Below are 17,132 nucleotides of genomic sequence, written 5' to 3' on the forward strand. Positions count from 1 at the left end.
CCCGGCCGGAACCGTCGGCCCGCGCCCGCATCTCCAGCCCGTCCGGCGTTTGAGGACGAGCCCTTCGGGCGATGGCGGGGGTCCAGGGGGCGCAGCCCCCAGGACGGGTCGGGCAGGGGCGGCGGGAGCGAAACACCCCGAGGCCGGTGGACTCCTCAGCCCGCCGGAGGCCCCGGCGGAAACTCCGGGTACGGACTCTCGTAGGGATCCGGATCCCGCGGCCCGAACAACGCGGTCAACCCCAGATGCACCACCAACGCCCCCAGCGACCAGGCCAGCAACGCCCCCTTCGCCCCCAGCTTCAACGGCGCGGAGAAGGTCACCCCCTTGCCCACGGCCTTGGCATGGGCGACCACGTTCTGCGTGGGCCCCAGATAGACGCCGAGCCGCCACGCGAGCAGCGACCCGAGCAGACCGCCCACGGCGAGCCCCACGACCAGCGGCACACCCCCGCGCCGCCGCACCAGGAACACCACGGCTGCGCTGACCACCCCGAACCCGAGCGCCAGCAGCGTGAACGTTCCGTCCACCCCGATGGCCTGCTCCCCCTCGGTGTCCTTCAGATACACGGCCGTGTCGTCCGCGACCAGCGGCACATGCGGCGCCAGCCACCACCACAGCACGCCGAGCAGCACCCCCGCCAACGCCACCGCCACCGTGATGACGGCGGCGTCCCGCACTTCCGTCTTCATCCCGGGCCCATCCTTCTCGTACCCGGCGTACCCGGCGGCGCCACCGGCGGGCGGAGCCTGCCACCCGTGGGCGTTGTCCGAGGGCTGATGATGCGGCGGCGGAGGCGGAGTCAGCGGTGCGGTCACCCTGACATCGTGCCAGGCCCGGCTGTCGGCCGCGTCACCGGACGGCCGCCCGGCGGTACGCCCAGGTCGCCACGGCCAGCGAGGCGACCCCGACGCCCGCGCAGACGGCGAGGTCACCGAGGACGAAGGTCCAGTCCGGATGCGCCCCGAAAGTCCGTGCGAAGGCCTCGACGCCGTACGTCGAAGGCAGCAGATCACGCCCGTACTGCACGACCGTCGGCAGCCGGTCGGCCGGCAGCACCCCCAGCAGCAGCGCCGCGGACATGCCCAGCTGCCCCAGCAGCGTCGCGAGCTCGGGCCGCGGCGCGAGCAGCCCGAGCGCCGCTCCCAGTCCGGCGAGCGCCGCGCCCGCGAGCGGGATCACCGCCACGAGCACCCACAGATGGGCCATCGGCAGCCCGAAGAGCACACAGCCGAAGACGGCGGTGGCGACGGTCCCGGGCACGGTGAAGGACGCGTACGCGCCCGCGGCACCGAGCACGACGGCCGCCGGCGGCACGGGCAGTGTCGCGTAGTGGTCGAGGCCGCCGCTGGACCGCAGGTGCCCGAAGTACTGCGCGAGGAGGTTGAGCGCGACGAAGGCGACCACCAGGACCGACGCCCCGGCCACCACGGCCCGTGCCTCGCCCCCGCCGTCCACCACGCCCCGCATCAGGATCATGATCCCGACGGACTGGAAGGTGGCCACGAACAGCAGCGGGATCCGCGCCACGCGTGCCCGGGAGAGCTGCGCCCGGTACACGGCGGCGAGGGAGGGCCACAGCCGTGCCCTCGGCCCGAGTTCCACGGCGTCGCCGATCTCCTCGGCCACGGACGGCGCGCTGCCCGGCAGCACCTCTGCGGTGACGACACCGGCGGGTACGACACTCACGTCGAGCTGCTCCTCTTCGCTCCGGCAGCCGTCCTGTCCCTGTTGCGCACGCCCATGACGCCCCTCCCCGTCCGTACAGACTCCCCTACGGATTCCAGGCCCCTCCCGCTCACGCCTTCACCAGCCCCTGCGTGTCGCCGCCGAGCGCCAGGTACACGTCCTCCAGGCTCGGCGTAGCCAGGGTGAAGTCGTCGAGCGCGGCGAAGGCCGCGCCGCCTGTGACCGTGGCGACCGCCGCGCGGGCCTCCTCGGGCGCGAGCCGGAGGGTCCAGCGGCGGCCCGACTCGACGGCCCGGGAGCGCAGCGCGGCGACCTCGGGCACGTCCAGCGGGGCGTTCTCGCGCCAGACGAGTTCGACCCGGACCTCGCCCGCGACCCGCTCCTTCAGACCGGCCGGGGTGTCGCAGGCGATGACGCGGCCGCGGTCGAGGACGGCGACCCGGTCGAGGACGGTCTCGGCCTCGATGACGTTGTGGGTGACCAGCAGCACGGTCGTACCGCGCTCGGCCCGGCGCCGGTCGACAGCGGCCCAGACGGCCCGCCGGGCGACGGGGTCCATTCCGGTGGTCGGCTCGTCGAGGACCAGCAGCGGCCGCTCCCCGACGAGTGCGGCGGCGACGCAGGCGAGCCGCCGCTGTCCGCCCGACAGCTTCTTCAGGGGGCGGGAGGCCAGCGGCGTCAGACCCAGCTCGTCGAGGACGGCGTCCCGCTCGGCCCGTGCCTCGCGGAGCTCCAGTCCGCGCAGTCGCCCGGTCGTCTCCGCCGCCAGCGACACGGTCAGCTCGTCGAGGGCGGTGGACTCCTGTCCGAGGTAGGCGAGGATCCGCGCCGCCCGCTCGGGGTGGCGCACGATGTCGTGCCCGAGGATCTCGACACTGCCGCTGTCGGGCCGCATGAGTCCGGTGAGCTGGCGGACGAGGGTCGACTTGCCGGCGCCGTTCGGCCCGAGCAGTCCGAAGATCTCGCCGCGCCGGATGTCCAGCCGTACCCCGTCGGTGGCCCGCACCTCGGGCGTGCCGGGGGCGCCCCGGCGTCCGCGGACGGCCGGATAGGTCTTGGTCAGCGCGCGCACCGCGCACACGAGACCGCCCCCGTGTCCGTTCCGGACTGCCTGTGCCGTGCGCGTACTCACGAAGGACGAGCCTACGGGGTCCGATGCCCCGTTATGCGCCCGGGGCCCTCGCCTCAGCCCGGTCCCGAGCCGCGCTGGACCGGGTCTCGAGCCCGGCATGCGCTCGGCCGGCTCCTCCACGGAGCCGGACCCGGCAGGCTCCTTCACGGGCTCGGGCGGCCCTGTGACCAGCTCCCGCCCACCCGCGGCGGAGGAAGCGGAAGAGGAGCGGACGGCGGCCCGACCGGCCTCTGCGGGGGTTCGACGGCTCCCCGGTTCACTCCCCGGCAGGGGCGTGCTCCGCGGCCGTACGCACGTCGATCTCGCGCCAGAAGCCCGCCCTGATGGCATAGCGGTCGTGCTCGTCGATCTGGTCGTCCTTGTGCGCGAGCAGTCCGAAGCGCGCGGCGTAGCGCAGCAGCTCGCCGTCGACGCGGTGCGGGACGCGCGGGTACATCGCGGACAGCTTCTGCAGATGGCTCTGGTCCGTCAGCCGCCCCATCCAGCGGCGCGCGAAGACCTGTCCGACCTCGTACGGGTCGCCGCCGACCGTGGTGATGTCCTCCTCCCGGTCGGCCCAGCGCTGCTCGGCGGAGGTGAGCTGGGCGAGCGTGGGCAGCGCGGCGGCCTCGGCGGACTCCGTGGTGCCCCCCGGGCGCTCGACCCACCCCTTGTCGGAGGACCAGCGCAGGGTGGCGCTGGTGGGGGCTGGACGGCCTGGACGCCGGGCGCGCGCAGTGCGGCGAGGTCCTTGGGGTGGGGACGCCCTTGGGGGCGGGAACACGCTCCTCGGCGCCGTTCTGCGACTCGGTGGCCGGGCCGTGCTCCACATCCTGGGCGGGGCGCTCGGCGGAGCCGGCGAGTGAGGAGTCGGGCAGCGGCGCGGAGAGGATCGCGGCGATCTCGGGACGCGGCGCCGGAGGTGGGGCGCAGATCCCGCCGATCTCCTTGGCCCGTACGGCCTTGGTGATCCAGGCCCGGTCCAGCACCCGCCGCTCGTCGGCCTCGGCGACCAGGTCCTCGGACTGGTTGTAGTCCCCGTCGGCGGCCTGCACGGCCCACAGGTGTACGGCGACACCGTGCTCCTTGGCGGCCATCATGCCCGGCAGCAGATCACCGTCGCCGGTCACCAGGACCACGTCCGAGCAGGCGCGGTTGCGGGCGAGTTCGGTGAGCTCGGCGTGCATGGCGGCGTCGACGCCCTTCTGCGCCCACCGCCCGTCACTGCGGGTCAGCGCGCCCAGGCGGACCGTCACCCGCGGCATCACCCGGAGCCTGCGGTGCTCCGGCTGCGGTACGCGGTCGGGGGCGCCGTCGAACCAGTAGATACGCAGCAGGGGCCGCTCCGTGTCGGATTCGGCACGGTCGCGCAGCCCCTGGATGAGGGCGCCGTGGTCGACGGTGATCCGGGATCTCGAGGGCTCTCCGGCCAGGAGGCTGGCGGCAGCACCGAGCAGATACCCGGCGTCCACCAGGACGATGCAGCGGTCCACGGGGTCCACCCTCTTTCCGGTTTCCGGGAGGTTTGCTTCGGGCTTCCTTCGAGTCTGCCCGACGCCGCGGAGGTTAACGGCCCGAACTCGATCTTCGGCGTGGCGTATCCGGGGATAACGCTCCGACAGGGCTTATTACGCACGGTAATTCTCCGAAATGCACTGCTTGTCAGGCTATGTGAATCTGGATCCGGCCCTGACCCCTCGGGCCCCACAGGAGGCAATCACCATGGCCAAGAACAAGAACCGCAAGCAGGGCAGCCAGCAGGACCGCTCCTCGCAGGCCGAACGCGCGCAGGAGCAGGCGCAGCGGTCCTCGACGGAGGCGCACACGCCGATGTCACAGGCCCAGGGCAGCCCCTCGGACGTAGCCCGCAAGCACCAGAAGCGTTTCGGCCACAACTGAGGCCACGCGTAAGGGCTGTTGAAGCCCAGACACACACCGAGGGGCGCATCCGGTCTTGGATGCGCCCCTCGCGTACCTCTGTCCCCGCCGGTGTCAGCCCGCCAGGCAGGCCGGGCCCAACAGGACCTTCAGGTCGCCGAAGAGGGCCGGATCGGGCTTCACCCGGTGCCGGTCGAGCCGCAGGACGGTGGTCTTGCGCGGGCCCTGGAGCCTGATGCGCACCTCGCTCTCGCCCTTGTGGTGGCTGAGGATCTCACCGAGCCTGCTGACCATCGGCGGAGTGACCTTCAGCGCCGGGATGGTGAGGATCACGGGCGCGTTGGTCCCCGCGTTGGACAGGTCCGGGACCTGCAGTTCCATCGCGACGAGGCGCGGCACGTCCTCGCGCTTGTCGAGGCGTCCCTTGACGAAGACGACCGCGTCCTCGACGAGTTGGGTGGACACCAGCTGGTACGTCGCGGGGAAGAACATGCACTCGATGGAGCCCGCGAGGTCCTCCACGGTGGCGATCGCCCAGGCGTTGCCCTGCTTGGTCATCTTGCGCTGCAGGCCGGAGATGATGCCGCCGATGGTGACGACGGCGCCGTCCGCGTGCTCACCGCCGGTGAGCTGGGAGATGCCCGCGTCGGCCTTGTCGGACAGCACGTGCTCCAGGCCGAACAGCGGGTGGTCGGAGACGTAGAGACCGAGCATCTCCCGCTCCTGGGCGAGGAGATAGGCCTTGTCCCACTCGTCGGTCGTGAACTCGACGTCGAGTCCGAAGCCGGGCTCGCTGGTGTCCTCCTCGCCCATGCCGCCGAAGAGGTCGAACTGGCCCTCGGCCTCCTTGCGCTTGACCTGCACCACGTTGTCGATCATCGGCTCGAACTGCGCGGTGAGGCCCTTGCGGGTGTGCCCCATGGTGTCGAACGCGCCGGCCTTGATCAGCGATTCCGTGGTGCGCTTGTTGCAGGCGACGGCCTCGACCTTGTCGAGGTAGTCGGGGAAGGAGGCGTACTTCCCCTTGGCCTTGCGGCTCTTGATGATCGACTCGACGACGTTCGTGCCGACGTTGCGGACGGCGGAGAGGCCGAAGAGGATCACGTCGTCGCCCTGGGCGGCGAAGTTCTGCTCCGACTCGTTGACGTTGGGCGGGAGCACCTTGATGCCCATGCGCCGGCACTCGTTGAGGTAGATCGCGGACTTGTCCTTGTCGTCCTTGACCGAGGTGAGCAGACCGGCCATGTACTCGGCCGGGAAGTTCGCCTTCAGGTAGGCGGTCCAGTACGAGACCAGGCCGTACGCGGCCGAGTGCGCCTTGTTGAACGCGTAGCCGGCGAAGGGGACCAGCACGTCCCACAGGGCCTGGATCGCCTCGTCGCTGAAGCCCTTGTCCCGGGCGCCCTTCTGGAAGAGGACGAAGTTCTTCGCCAGTTCGTCGGGCTTCTTCTTGCCCATCACGCGGCGCAGGATGTCGGCTTCGCCGAGCGAGTACCCGGCGATGATCTGGGCGGCCTTCTGCACCTGCTCCTGGTAGACGATCAGGCCGTAGGTGACGGCCAGGACCTCTTCGAGGGGCTCCTCCAGCTCCTTGTGGATCGGGGTGATCTCCTGGAGATTGTTCTTGCGGAGCGCGTAGTTCGTGTGCGAGTCCATGCCCATCGGGCCGGGACGGTAGAGCGCCGAGACGGCGGAGATGTCCTCGAAGTTGTCGGGCTTCATCAGGCGCAGCAGGGAGCGCATGGGGCCGCCGTCGAACTGGAAGACGCCGAGGGTGTCGCCGCGCTGGAGCAGTTCGAAGGTCGTCGGATCGTCGAGCGGGAGGGCCAGCAGGTCGAGGTCGATGCCCTTGTTGGACTTCACCATCTTGACGGCGTCGTCCATGATCGTCAGGTTGCGCAGGCCGAGGAAGTCCATCTTCAGCAGGCCGAGCGACTCGCACTGCGGGTAGTCCCACTGCGTGATGGTCACGCCGTCCGTGTGCCGTACCCAGACCGGGGCGTGATCGACGATGGGCTCGCTGGACATGATGACGCCGGCGGCGTGCACGCCCATCTGCCGGACCAGGCCCTCGACGCCCTTGGCGGTGTCGATGACCTTCTTCACGTCCGGCTCGTTCTCGTACATCGCCCGGATCTCGCCCGCCTCGCTGTAGCGGGGGTGCGAGGGGTCGGTGATGCCGTTCAGGTCGATGCCCTTGCCGAGGACGTCGGCGGGCATCGCCTTGGTGAGCCGGTCCCCCATGGCGTACGGGTAGCCCAGCACGCGCGCGGAGTCCTTGATGGCGTTCTTCGCCTTGATCTTGCCGTACGTGCCGATCATGGCGACCTTGTCCGAGCCGTACTTCTCGGTCACATACCTGATCACCTCGACGCGCCGACGCTCGTCGAAGTCGATGTCGACGTCGGGCATGGAGACGCGCTCGGGGTTGAGGAACCGCTCGAAGATCAGACCGTGCGGGATCGGGTCGAGGTCGGTGATGCCCATGGCGTACGCGACGATCGAGCCGGCGGCGGAGCCACGGCCGGGGCCCACCGCGATGCCCTGCTTCTTGGCCCACATGATGAAGTCGGCGACGACGAGGAAGTACCCCGGGAACCCCATCTGGATGATGACGTCCATCTCGTACTCGGCCTGCTTCTGGCGGTCCTCGGGGACGCCGCCGGGGAAGCGGCGCTCCATGCCGAGGCGCACCTCCTCCTGGAACCAGGTGACCTCGGTGAAGCCGTCCGGGATGTCGAACTTCGGCATGAGGTTCTTCTCGACGAACATGCCGGTGGTGTCGATCTGCTCGGCCACCAGGAGGGTGTTGGCGCAGCCCTCCTGCCAGGCGTCCGAGGAGTCGACCGCGTACATCTCGTCCGTCGACTTCAGGTAGTAGCCGGTGCCGTCGAAGCGGAAGCGGTCCGGGTCGGAGAGGTTCTTGCCGGTCTGGATGCAGAGCAGGGCGTCGTGCGCGGTCGCCTCGTGCGCGTACGTGTAGTGCGAGTCGTTCGTCACCAGGGGCGGGATGCCGAGCTTCTTGCCGATCTCCAGGAGGCCGTCACGGACCCGGCGCTCGATCTCGATGCCGTGGTCCATCAGCTCCAGGAAGTAGCGCTCCTTGCCGAAGATGTCCTGGTACTCGGCGGCCGCTTTCAGTGCCTCGTCGAACTGGCCGAGGCGCAGCCGGGTCTGGAGCTCGCCCGAGGGGCAGCCGGTGGAGGCGATGAGCCCCTCGGACCACTGGGAGATGGTCTCCTTGTCCATCCGGGGCCACTTCTGGAGCCAGCCCTCGGCGTACGCGTCCGAGGAGAGCTTGAAGAGGTTGTGCAGTCCCGTCCGGTTCGCCGCCCAGATCGTCTTGTGGGTGTAACCACCCGAACCGGACACGTCGTCGCGCTTCTGGTGCGGCTGGCCCCACTGGATCTTGCGCTTGTTGCGCCGGGACTCCGGGGCGACGTACGCCTCGATGCCGATGATCGGCGTGACGCCCGCCTTCTTGGCCGTGTGGAAGAAGTCGTACGCCCCGTGCAGGTTGCCGTGGTCGCTCATGGCGATGTGTGTCATGCCCATCTCATTGCAGGCATCGAACATGTCCTTGAGCCGCGCGGCACCGTCCAGCAGCGAGTACTGGGTGTGGACGTGCAGGTGCGTGAACGGCGGCTTCGACACGGTTTCGGCCTCCAAGAAGAACGATCGGCGACAGTCTGGGGGGACAGCGTCGAAGTCTATGACGCGCGACCGACAGCTGAGATGAACACTGCGACGCGAGGCGCCGCGAGGCGGTGGTGGCCGGGTGACGCGCGGCCGGATCGGCCGTACCTTCGTGCGGGGAACGCGGGCACTCCCGCGTACCTTCGTCCGTTGGGAGGACGAAGACGTCCGTCCCGGGTGGACGGCCCTGTCGTCCTTCCCTCATGTCACGCACCACCTGCACCAGGAGGCACCCAGCGATGTCGGTCCCGCAGCTCAGCGCCGAGCAACGCGGCGAGCAGATCCTCGCCGTCTTCGACACCGCCTTCGGCGAGCTCCTGGCCGCCGACCCGGCCGCGTTCCGCGTGAAGTTCCGCAAGATGGCGGCCTCCGCCTTCGCGTTCTACCGGGGCACGGCGGGGCTCTTCTACCACGACCTCGAGGCCGACCGGCGGGGCGGCCCGTACCTGGACGAGCGGACCTCCCGGGTGTGGATCCACGGCGACCTGCACGCGGAGAACTTCGGCACGTACATGGACGCCCAGGGCCGCCTGATCTTCAACGTGAACGACTTCGACGAGGCGTACGTCGGCCCCTTCACCTGGGACCTCAAGCGCTTCGCCGCCTCCGTGGCCCTCATCGGCTACGCCAAGGCGCTCAGTGACGACCAGATCACCGAGCTGGTCACGGTGTACGCGACCGCCTACCGCGAGCGCATCCACTCCCTCGCCACCGGCGCCAAGAGCGACGAGGTGCCGCCCTTCACGCTGGACACCGCCGAGGGACCGCTGCTGGACGCGCTGCGCGACGCCCGCTCGCTGACCCGCTTCGGGCTGCTCGACTCGATGACCGAGATCCGTGACTTCGAGCGCCGCTTCGCCCCCGGCGGCGGCTCCATCGAGCTGGACGCGGCCACCCGCTACAAGGTGCTCGCCGCCTTCGACGGCTACCTGGAGACGCTCCCCGAGTCCTCGCTCGCCCGCCCGGACTCGTACCGCGTGAAGGACGTCGTCGGCCGCCGCGGCATCGGCATCGGCTCGGCCGGTCTGCCCTCGTACAACATCCTGCTGGAGGGCAACAGCGACGCGCTGGAGAACGACGTCGTGATCTACATCAAGCAGGCCCAGACCCCGGCCGTCTCCCGGCACATCACGGACTCCTCGATCCGCGACTACTTCCAGCACGAGGGCCACCGCACGGTGATCTCCCAGCGCGCGCTGCAGGCACACGCCGACCCGTGGCTGGGCTGGACCGAGCTGGACGGCGCGGGCCAGCTCGTCGCCGAGGTCTCGCCCTACGCGGTGGACCTGGACTGGAGCGACATCGACGACCCGGAGGAGATCGCCTCGGTCGTCGCGGACCTCGGCCGGGCCACGGCCGCGATGCACGCGGCGGCCGACGACGAGAGCGGCCACTCGGAGCTGGTGCCGTTCTCCACCGAGCGGGCCATCGACGCGGCGATCGCGGCCGACGAGGAGGGCTTCCCCGCCCTGCTGGTCGACTTCGCGCACAGCTACGGCGCCCGCGCGCGCGGCGACCACCAGATCTTCGTGGACCTGTTCCGCAACGGCCGGATCCCCGGCCTGTAGGCACGCCGGACGACGGACTCACAACGCTCCCGTAACACATAGGAACCCTTTAGGGGGCTCTTACGGGAGCGCGTGCGACACTCGGCTCCGCTATGCACATATCCGGGACCCAGCTCAGAGCCGTGCGCGCGGCACTGTTCACGGCTGTCGTCGTGACGCTCTCCGCCGCGTCGCACGTGCTGCTGTCCCGGGTCGCGCTGCCGCTGGGCACCGTGGCCGCGATCACCGCCGCCGTCTTCGTCATCGCGTACGCGCTGGCGGGCCGCGAGCGCGGCTTCGGGCGCATCGCGGCCCTGCTCATCCCGCTGGAGCTGGCCGCCGACACGGTGTTCACCACGGGCCAGCACGTCTGTTACGGCAGGTCCGGCGGCCCGGTCGCGGGCCCGCTGCGCGCCATCGGCCTCGACGTGCTGTGCGGCGGCAGCGTGGGCGCCCCACTGGCCCGTGTGACCGGCGGCGGCGACCGCGCCGCCACCCTGCTCGTGCACACCGACCCGGCCGCCGCCTGGCTGCTGCTCGCCGCGCACGTCGGCGTCGGGCTCCTCGCCGCCGCCTGGCTGCGCCGCGGCGAACGGGCCCTGGACCAGCTGCTGCGCGCCGTCGCCGCGTCCACCTTCCGGCCGCTGCTGATCGCGGTCGCCGCGGTGACCGTACGACTGACCCCGGTACGCCGGCTCCCGCGCCCCGCGCGCCGGAGCGCCCCTGCCCGTACGCGCCTGTTCGTGCACTCACTGGGACGGCGTGGCCCGCCCCGCTCGGCCGCTCTCGCCTGAGCGACAGCGCCTGAGCACCAGCGGTCCCCCTTACGTATCCCGCGTACGACGAGTACGCGCCCCCATGGAGATCACCAACATGAGCAAGCGGAACAGCCAGTCGGCCAAGTCGGCGGCGCGCGAGAAGCTGCGTATCGAGCGCGAGCGCCAGGCCAAGCGGGACAGGATCAAGCGCCAGGTCATCGTGGCCGGCGGCATCGTCGCCGTCCTCGCGATAGCGGGCGGCGTCGGCTACGCGGTCGTGCAGAACAACAAGCCCGGGTACTGGGAGGCCGCCAAGGACGACAAGCTCGTCAAGCCGGCCAACACCACCGGCGCCGACGGCACCACCGTCGTGCTCGGCAAGAGCACCGCCAAGAAGACCCTGGTGATGTACGAGGACCCGCGCTGCCCGATCTGCGCCCAGTTCGAGCAGACCGTCGGCAGCACCGTCAAGAAGGACTACGACGACGGCAAGTTCAAGATCGAGTACGTCGGCGCCACGTTCATCGACAACGGCAGCCCCGGCGAGGGCTCGAAGAACGCCCTCAGCGCCATGGGCGCCGCACTGAACGTGAGCCCCGAGGCCTTCCTCGAGTACAAGACCGCGCTGTACTCGGCGAAGTACCACCCGGAGGAGACGGACGACAAGTTCAAGAGCGACGACTACCTGATCAAGGTCGCGGACACGGTCTCCGCCCTCAAGGGCAACGCGGCCTTCGAGAAGGCCGTGAAGGACGGCACCTACGACAAGTGGGCGCTCGACATGTCCGCGAAGTTCAACAAGAGCGGCGTGCAGGGCACTCCGACCCTGAAGATGGACGGCAAGACGCTGACGGGCTCCGACGGCAAGAACGCGCCGATGACCGTCGCCGACTTCACGACGGCGATCGGCAAGGCCCTCGCCGCCTGACCTCTCGGGCCGTTCCGGAGCACCGCCCGCGGCGGTGGAGCCGGGCCGAAATTGTCCAACAGCCGAAGAGCGGGCGAACTTTCCCGGTTCGCCCGCCCTTTGTCTGTACCGGTCGGTAACCTGACCGCTCGTGACCAGTCGTTTGAGCTCATCCGACCCCTCGGGCGCCGTCAACTCCCGCGCCCCGCGCCGCCGTACGGTCGTCAAGGCCGCGGCCGCCGGCGCCGTACTCGCCGCCCCGCTCGCGGCAGCCCTGCCGGCCCGCGCCGCCGAGGCTCCCGCTTTCCTGCACGGCGTCGCCTCCGGCGACCCGCTCCCGGACGGTGTCCTGCTGTGGACCCGGGTGACCCCCACCTCCGCGGCGATACCCGGCTCCGGCATCGGCCCGGACACCGAGGTCGGCTGGACCGTCGCCAGGGACAAGGCGTTCACCACGATCGTCGCCAAGGGCTCCCTCACCGCGACGGCCGCCTCCGACCACACCGTCAAGGCCGACATCCGCGGCCTGGAACCGGCCACCGACTACTGGTTCCGCTTCTCCGCGGGCGGCACCGACTCCCCCGTCGCCCACACCCGCACCACACCGGCCGCCGACGCCTCCGTGGCCGGCCTGCGCTTCGGCGTGGTCTCCTGCGCCAACTGGGAGGCCGGCTACTTCTCGGCCTACCGCCACCTCGCGGCCCGGGGCGACCTGGACGCCTGGCTGCACCTCGGCGACTACATCTACGAGTACAAGTCCGGCGAGTACGGGACCCGTGGCACGGTCGTACGGCCGCACTCCCCCGCGGGCGAGATCCTCACCCTCGCCGACTACCGCACCCGGCACGGCCGTTACAAGACCGACCCGGACCTCCAGGGCCTGCACCACAAGGCGCCGGTCGTGGCGATCTGGGACGACCACGAGTTCGCCGACAACGCCTGGTCGGGCGGCGCGGTCAACCACACCGAGGGCGCCGAGGGCACCTGGACCGCCCGTCAGGCCGCCGCGAAGCAGGCCTACTTCGAGTGGATGCCGGTCCGCCCCGCGATCGAGGGCACCACCTACCGCCGGCTGCGCTTCGGCAAGCTCGCCGACCTCTCCCTGCTCGACCTGCGTTCCTTCCGGTCCCAGCAGGCGTCCACGGCCAGCGGCTCGGTCGACGACCCGGACCGTACGATCACCGGCCGCGCCCAGCTCGACTGGCTGAAGTCCGGGCTCAAGGCCTCGGACACCACCTGGCGGCTGGTCGGCAACTCGGTGATGATCTCGCCGTTCGCGGTGGGATCCCTCTCAGCCGACCTGCTCAAGCCGCTCGCCAAGCTGCTCGGCCTGCCCGGGGAGGGCATCGCCCTCAACACCGACCAGTGGGACGGCTACACCGACGACCGCCGCGAACTCCTCGCGCACCTGCGCTCCAACGCCATCCGCAACACGGTCTTCCTGACCGGTGACATCCACATGGCGTGGGCCAACGACGTGCCGGTGGACGCAGGCACCTACCCGCTGTCCCCCTCCGCCGCCACGGAGTTCGTGGTCACCTCCATGACCTCCGACAACCTCGACGACATCGTCAAGGTCCCCGAGGGCGTCGTCTCGGCGATCGCCTCCCCCGTCATCCGCGCGGCGAACCGGCACGTCCACTGGGTCGACACCGACCGCCACGGATACGGCGTCCTGGACATCACCGCCACCCGGGCGCAGATGGACTACTACGTGATCTCCGACCGCACGAACCCGAACGCCACCTCGTCCTGGACCCGTTCGTACCGCACGCCGAACGGATCGCAGAAGGTGGAGCGGACCTACGACCCGGTGTAGACACCGGTCGCGGGCGCCCGACCACGGCTACCGCAACGGCCTACGCCTACGGCTACGGCTACGACTGGAGACCGTCGAGGAAGCCGAGCGCCACCTTCCAGGTGGCCTCGGCCGCCTCGGCGTCGTAGTCGGGCAGGTCGGGGTCGGTGTAGAGGTGGCCGGCGCCCGCGTACCGGTAGATCTCCACATCGGCCCCCGCTCTGCGCATCTGCAGGTACCAGGCGCCCAGCCAGTCGTCCGTCTCGAACTGGTCGGGCTCGGCGACATGGAGCTGGACCGGCAGTTCGTCCACCGACGCGTTCTCCGCGATGTCCGACGTGCCGTGCAGCAGGAGCAGTCCGCGGGCCTTCTCGTCGCCGAGCGCCAGGGTCTGCGCGAGGGAGGCGCCGAGGGAGAACCCGGCGTAGACCAGACCGCGGTCCGAATAGGGCGCGGCGGCCAGGACCGCGCGCTTGAGCAGCTCGACCTTGCCGATGCCTTCGTTGAAGGCCATGCCCTCCTCCACGGTCTCGAAGGTGCGCCCCTCGAAGAGGTCGGGCGTCCACACCTCGTGTCCCGCGGCCCGCAGCCGGTCCGCCGCCGCGCGCACCGCGGGCCGGGAACCGTACGTCGAGTGAAAGAGCATGATGTTCATGAGTCCATGGTGCCAGCCGGCACCGACAGTGACGGGCGCAGGGCGTACCCCGTTCCCTCGCGAGAACACATGTTCATGACCGCCCGTGGCCGGTTACGTTCTCCGTCATGGAGAACGTACTGCGCCCGATGACCGTCGTCGGCGGCTCGGTCGTGCTCGCGCTGCTCATCGGGTGGTCCGTGGACCGCCTGTTGCGCCGGGTGGACGACCGTCACAGCGAGACCTCCCTGTGGGGCCTGCTCCGCCGGGGCCGTATCCCCTTCCAGCTGGTCCTGTTCGCGGCTCTGCTCAGAGGCTCGTACGACGAGGCGAAGCTGCTGGTGGAGCACCGGATCGGTATCGGCAGGACCCTGACCCTGATCCTGATCGGTGCCGCCGCGTGGCTGGTGGTGAGCATCGCGACGGCGATCGTCGACACCTCGTACTCCCGTTACGCGAACGCGCACCGCGATCCGGCGCGGGTGCGCCGGGTGCGCACCCAGGTCGCGCTGATCCAGCGGGTGGTCACCGCCGTCGTCGGCGTCGTCGCGATCGCCGCGATGCTGCTCACCTTCCCGGCGATGCGCGCGGCCGGCGCCTCACTGCTCGCCTCGGCCGGCATCCTCGGCATCGTCGCCGGTGTCGCCGCCCAGTCCACGCTGGCGAACCTCTTCGCCGGGCTGCAGATCGCCTTCGGCGACATGGTGCGTCTCGGTGACACGGTCGTGGTGGACGGTGAGTGGGGCACGGTCGAGGAGATCACTCTGACGTTCCTGACGGTCCGGACCTGGGACGAGCGCCGGATCACCATGCCGGTCTCGTACTTCACCTCGAAGCCCTTCGAGAACTGGTCGCGCGGCACCCCGCAGATGACCGGCATCGTCTTCTTCCACCTCGACCACAGCGCGCCGGTGGAGGCCATGCGGGAGAAGCTGCGGGACATCCTGCGCGAGTGCCCGGCCTGGGACGGCCGTGACTACGGTCTGGCGGTCACCGACTCGACGCCCAACACCATCCAGGTGCGCGCCCTGGTCACGGCCAAGGACGCGGACGACATCTGGACGGTACGGGTCACGGTGCGCGAGCAGATGATCCGCTGGCTGACCGAGAAGCATCCCTACGCCCTCCCGCGCGTCAACACGGCGGAGGCGGTGCCGCCACCGGGGCAGCTCCCCGGCCCGACCCGCACCGAGCCCGACGGCGCGGCGACCACCCGCCACAACCACGCCCACACCTCCGGCCCGCCACGCACGGGTCCGGGCCGCGGCTGACCCCACCGACCGACCGCCGCCGCCGCCGCCGACCACGAGATCCCGCGGGCGCGGGAAACCGCGCGGGCGACCCGCACCACTCGGCGGACCGGAGGCGGACGGCGCGCGACGGTGCGCGGGCCGGAGAACACACTCCCAGGGCCGGCGCACCGTCAGCGCAGGCTGCGCACGTCCAGATGCCGCAGCACCCGGTCCACGATCTCCGGATCGGCTCCCGGCTCACTGCGCGCGGACAGCACCTCGTGCCGGGCCGCGCTCATCATCTCCCCCTGGATGCGCCGGATCCGCTTGATCCGCCGCGCCCGCTGCTCGTACGCCTCGCGCCGTTCCTCGTCCCCCAGGTCCGGACTGATCCGCGTCCCGATGTCGAAGGCCCGCCGCAGCAACTGCTCGGACACCTCCTCCGACAGCTCCTCGACCTCCTCGATCTCCTTCAGCCTCCGCTTCGCGGCCTTGGCCGCCCGGATCGCCAGCTCCTTCTCGAAGGCCTTCTCGACATCCTCGTCGGCCCGCACCCCGAGCCGTCTGACGAGCCACGGCAGCGTGAGCCCCTGCAGCACGAGCGTCGCCATGATCACACCGAAGGCGATGAACACGATCTCGTCCCGGTCGGGGAACGGCGACCCGTCGTCCATCTTCAGCGGAATCGCCAGCGCGAGGGCCACGGAGGCGACCCCTCGCATCCCGGACCACCACATCACCACGGTCTCCCGCCACGACGTGGGGATCTCCTCGTCGTAGTCCCGTTTCGCGTGCAGCCGTTTCGTCAGCCAGGTCGCCGGCAGCAGCCATGCCAGCCGTACGAGTACGACGACGGCGACGATCGCGGCCGCCCACCCGAGCATCTCGCCCCACCGTCCGGCCGCCGTCCGGATCGCGTTGTGCAGCTCCAGCCCGATCAGTCCGAACGCGACGCCGGTGACGAGCGTGTCCACCACGTCCCAGAACGTGTGTCCGGCGAGCCGTGTCATGACGTCGTCGGCGTCGGTGGCGTACTCCGCCAGGAACAGCGCGGTGGTGAGCACGGCGAGCACCCCGGAGCCGTGCAGCTCCTCCGCCAGTACGTACGCGGCGTAGGGCACCAGCAGTGTCAGCCCGATCTGCAGCGTGGCGTCGCCGAGCATGTCCATCAGTTTGTTCGCGGCCCACCCGAGGCCCACCCCGGCGGCGACCGCGACGACCGCGGACAGCACCAGGTCGAGCCCGGCCCGCCACGGCGAGAAGGACCCGCTCACGGCGGCGGCGATCGCGACGTGGTAGAGCACGATGGCCGTCACGTCGTTGAAGAGCCCCTCGCCCTCCAGGATCGACACCAGTCGGCGGGGCAGTCCGAGCTGCCCCGCGACGGCGGTCGCGGCGACCGGGTCGGGCGGCGCCACGAGCGCGCCCAGCGCCACGGCGGCGGCGAGCGGCAGCCCCGGCACGATGGTGTTGGCGACGACCGCCACCGCCGCGGTGGTGAGGAACACCAGCGCCACGGCCAGCAGGAAGATCGGCCGTTTGTTGGCGGTGAACTGTCTCCACGAGGTCCGCCGCACCGACGCGTACAGCAGCGGCGGCAACAGGAGCGGCAGGATCAGGTCCGGCCTGATGTCCACGTTGGGCACGAAGTCCAGTACGGCCAGCACGATCCCGAGAAGCGTCATCAGCACCGGCGCCGGCAGCCCCCAGCGGTCCCCCACCGGGACGCTCACCACGGCCCCGAGCAACAGCACGAACAACAGGGCCAACTGATCCACGGTCAGCGCTCCCGCGAGGTCTAGGCGATCAAGGAGGGGCCGGACCCCCAGCCTGTCACGCCGCCACGACAATGCCCTCCCGGCAGGCCCCGCCGGGCGCACCT

General features: G+C 70.7%; 12 protein-coding genes and 1 pseudogene. 6 read left to right on the forward strand and 7 right to left on the reverse strand.

Annotated elements, in window-relative coordinates:
* Positions 1–155 precede the first annotated feature (155 nt).
* From HEP85_RS11360 to HEP85_RS11375, 4 genes and pseudogenes are all read right to left on the reverse strand, one after another.
* Positions 156–818, reverse strand: coding sequence for an AAA family ATPase (locus HEP85_RS11360; RefSeq protein WP_168527678.1), 663 nt, complete (start codon positions 816–818; stop codon positions 156–158).
* Positions 819–852: 34 nt separating this feature from the next.
* The gene (locus HEP85_RS11365; RefSeq protein WP_329287243.1) at positions 853–1,689 is read right to left on the reverse strand and encodes an ABC transporter permease; all 837 of its coding nucleotides are present in this window, start codon (positions 1,687–1,689) and stop codon (positions 853–855) included.
* A 109-nt stretch (positions 1,690–1,798) separates the two neighbouring features.
* Positions 1,799–2,770 (reverse strand): ABC transporter ATP-binding protein, encoded by a 972-nt coding sequence (locus HEP85_RS11370; RefSeq protein WP_168533531.1) that lies wholly within the window; start codon positions 2,768–2,770, stop codon positions 1,799–1,801.
* A gap of 307 nt (positions 2,771–3,077) precedes the next feature.
* A pseudogene (locus HEP85_RS11375) lies at positions 3,078–4,293 on the reverse strand (NYN domain-containing protein).
* A gap of 229 nt (positions 4,294–4,522) precedes the next feature.
* Between HEP85_RS11375 and HEP85_RS11380 the strand changes: the two are divergent.
* Positions 4,523–4,699, forward strand: coding sequence for a hypothetical protein (locus tag HEP85_RS11380; RefSeq protein ID WP_168527680.1), 177 nt, complete (start codon positions 4,523–4,525; stop codon positions 4,697–4,699).
* Between the two features lie 93 nt (positions 4,700–4,792).
* On the opposite strand, the gene dnaE is transcribed toward HEP85_RS11380, so the two are convergent.
* Positions 4,793–8,332, reverse strand: coding sequence for a DNA polymerase III subunit alpha (gene dnaE / locus HEP85_RS11385; protein ID WP_168527681.1), 3,540 nt, complete (start codon positions 8,330–8,332; stop codon positions 4,793–4,795).
* Between the two features lie 281 nt (positions 8,333–8,613).
* Between dnaE and HEP85_RS11390 the strand changes: the two genes are divergently transcribed.
* From HEP85_RS11390 to HEP85_RS11405, 4 genes are all read left to right on the forward strand, one after another.
* Entirely contained in the window at positions 8,614–9,942 is a 1,329-nt protein-coding gene (locus tag HEP85_RS11390; RefSeq protein WP_168527682.1) for a DUF2252 domain-containing protein, read from the forward strand.
* A gap of 92 nt (positions 9,943–10,034) precedes the next feature.
* Positions 10,035–10,715 carry a hypothetical protein gene (locus HEP85_RS11395; protein ID WP_168527683.1) on the forward strand — a complete coding sequence of 227 codons (681 nt, stop codon included), beginning with the start codon at positions 10,035–10,037 and terminating at the stop codon, positions 10,713–10,715.
* Between the two features lie 79 nt (positions 10,716–10,794).
* Positions 10,795–11,607, forward strand: a complete 813-nt coding sequence (locus HEP85_RS11400; protein WP_168527684.1) for a DsbA family protein — start codon at positions 10,795–10,797, stop codon at positions 11,605–11,607.
* Between the two features lie 130 nt (positions 11,608–11,737).
* The gene (locus HEP85_RS11405) at positions 11,738–13,405 is read left to right on the forward strand and encodes an alkaline phosphatase (RefSeq protein ID WP_168527685.1); all 1,668 of its coding nucleotides are present in this window, start codon (positions 11,738–11,740) and stop codon (positions 13,403–13,405) included.
* A gap of 58 nt (positions 13,406–13,463) precedes the next feature.
* Here HEP85_RS11405 and HEP85_RS11410 read toward each other — a convergent pair whose 3' ends face one another.
* Positions 13,464–14,039, reverse strand: a complete 576-nt coding sequence (locus HEP85_RS11410) for a dienelactone hydrolase family protein (RefSeq protein ID WP_168527686.1) — start codon at positions 14,037–14,039, stop codon at positions 13,464–13,466.
* 107 nt (positions 14,040–14,146) lie between these two features.
* On the opposite strand from HEP85_RS11410, the gene HEP85_RS11415 reads away from it, so the two are divergent.
* The gene (locus HEP85_RS11415; protein ID WP_168527687.1) at positions 14,147–15,289 is read left to right on the forward strand and encodes a mechanosensitive ion channel family protein; all 1,143 of its coding nucleotides are present in this window, start codon (positions 14,147–14,149) and stop codon (positions 15,287–15,289) included.
* A gap of 152 nt (positions 15,290–15,441) precedes the next feature.
* On the opposite strand, the gene HEP85_RS11420 is transcribed toward HEP85_RS11415, so the two are convergent.
* Positions 15,442–17,028, reverse strand: coding sequence for a Na+/H+ antiporter (locus HEP85_RS11420; RefSeq protein ID WP_168527688.1), 1,587 nt, complete (start codon positions 17,026–17,028; stop codon positions 15,442–15,444).
* Between the last annotated feature and the right edge of the window lie 104 nt (positions 17,029–17,132).

It is taken from the genome of Streptomyces sp. RPA4-2, from assembly GCF_012273515.2.
In the GTDB taxonomy this organism is placed as follows: Bacteria; Actinomycetota; Actinomycetes; order Streptomycetales; family Streptomycetaceae; genus Streptomyces; species Streptomyces kaempferi.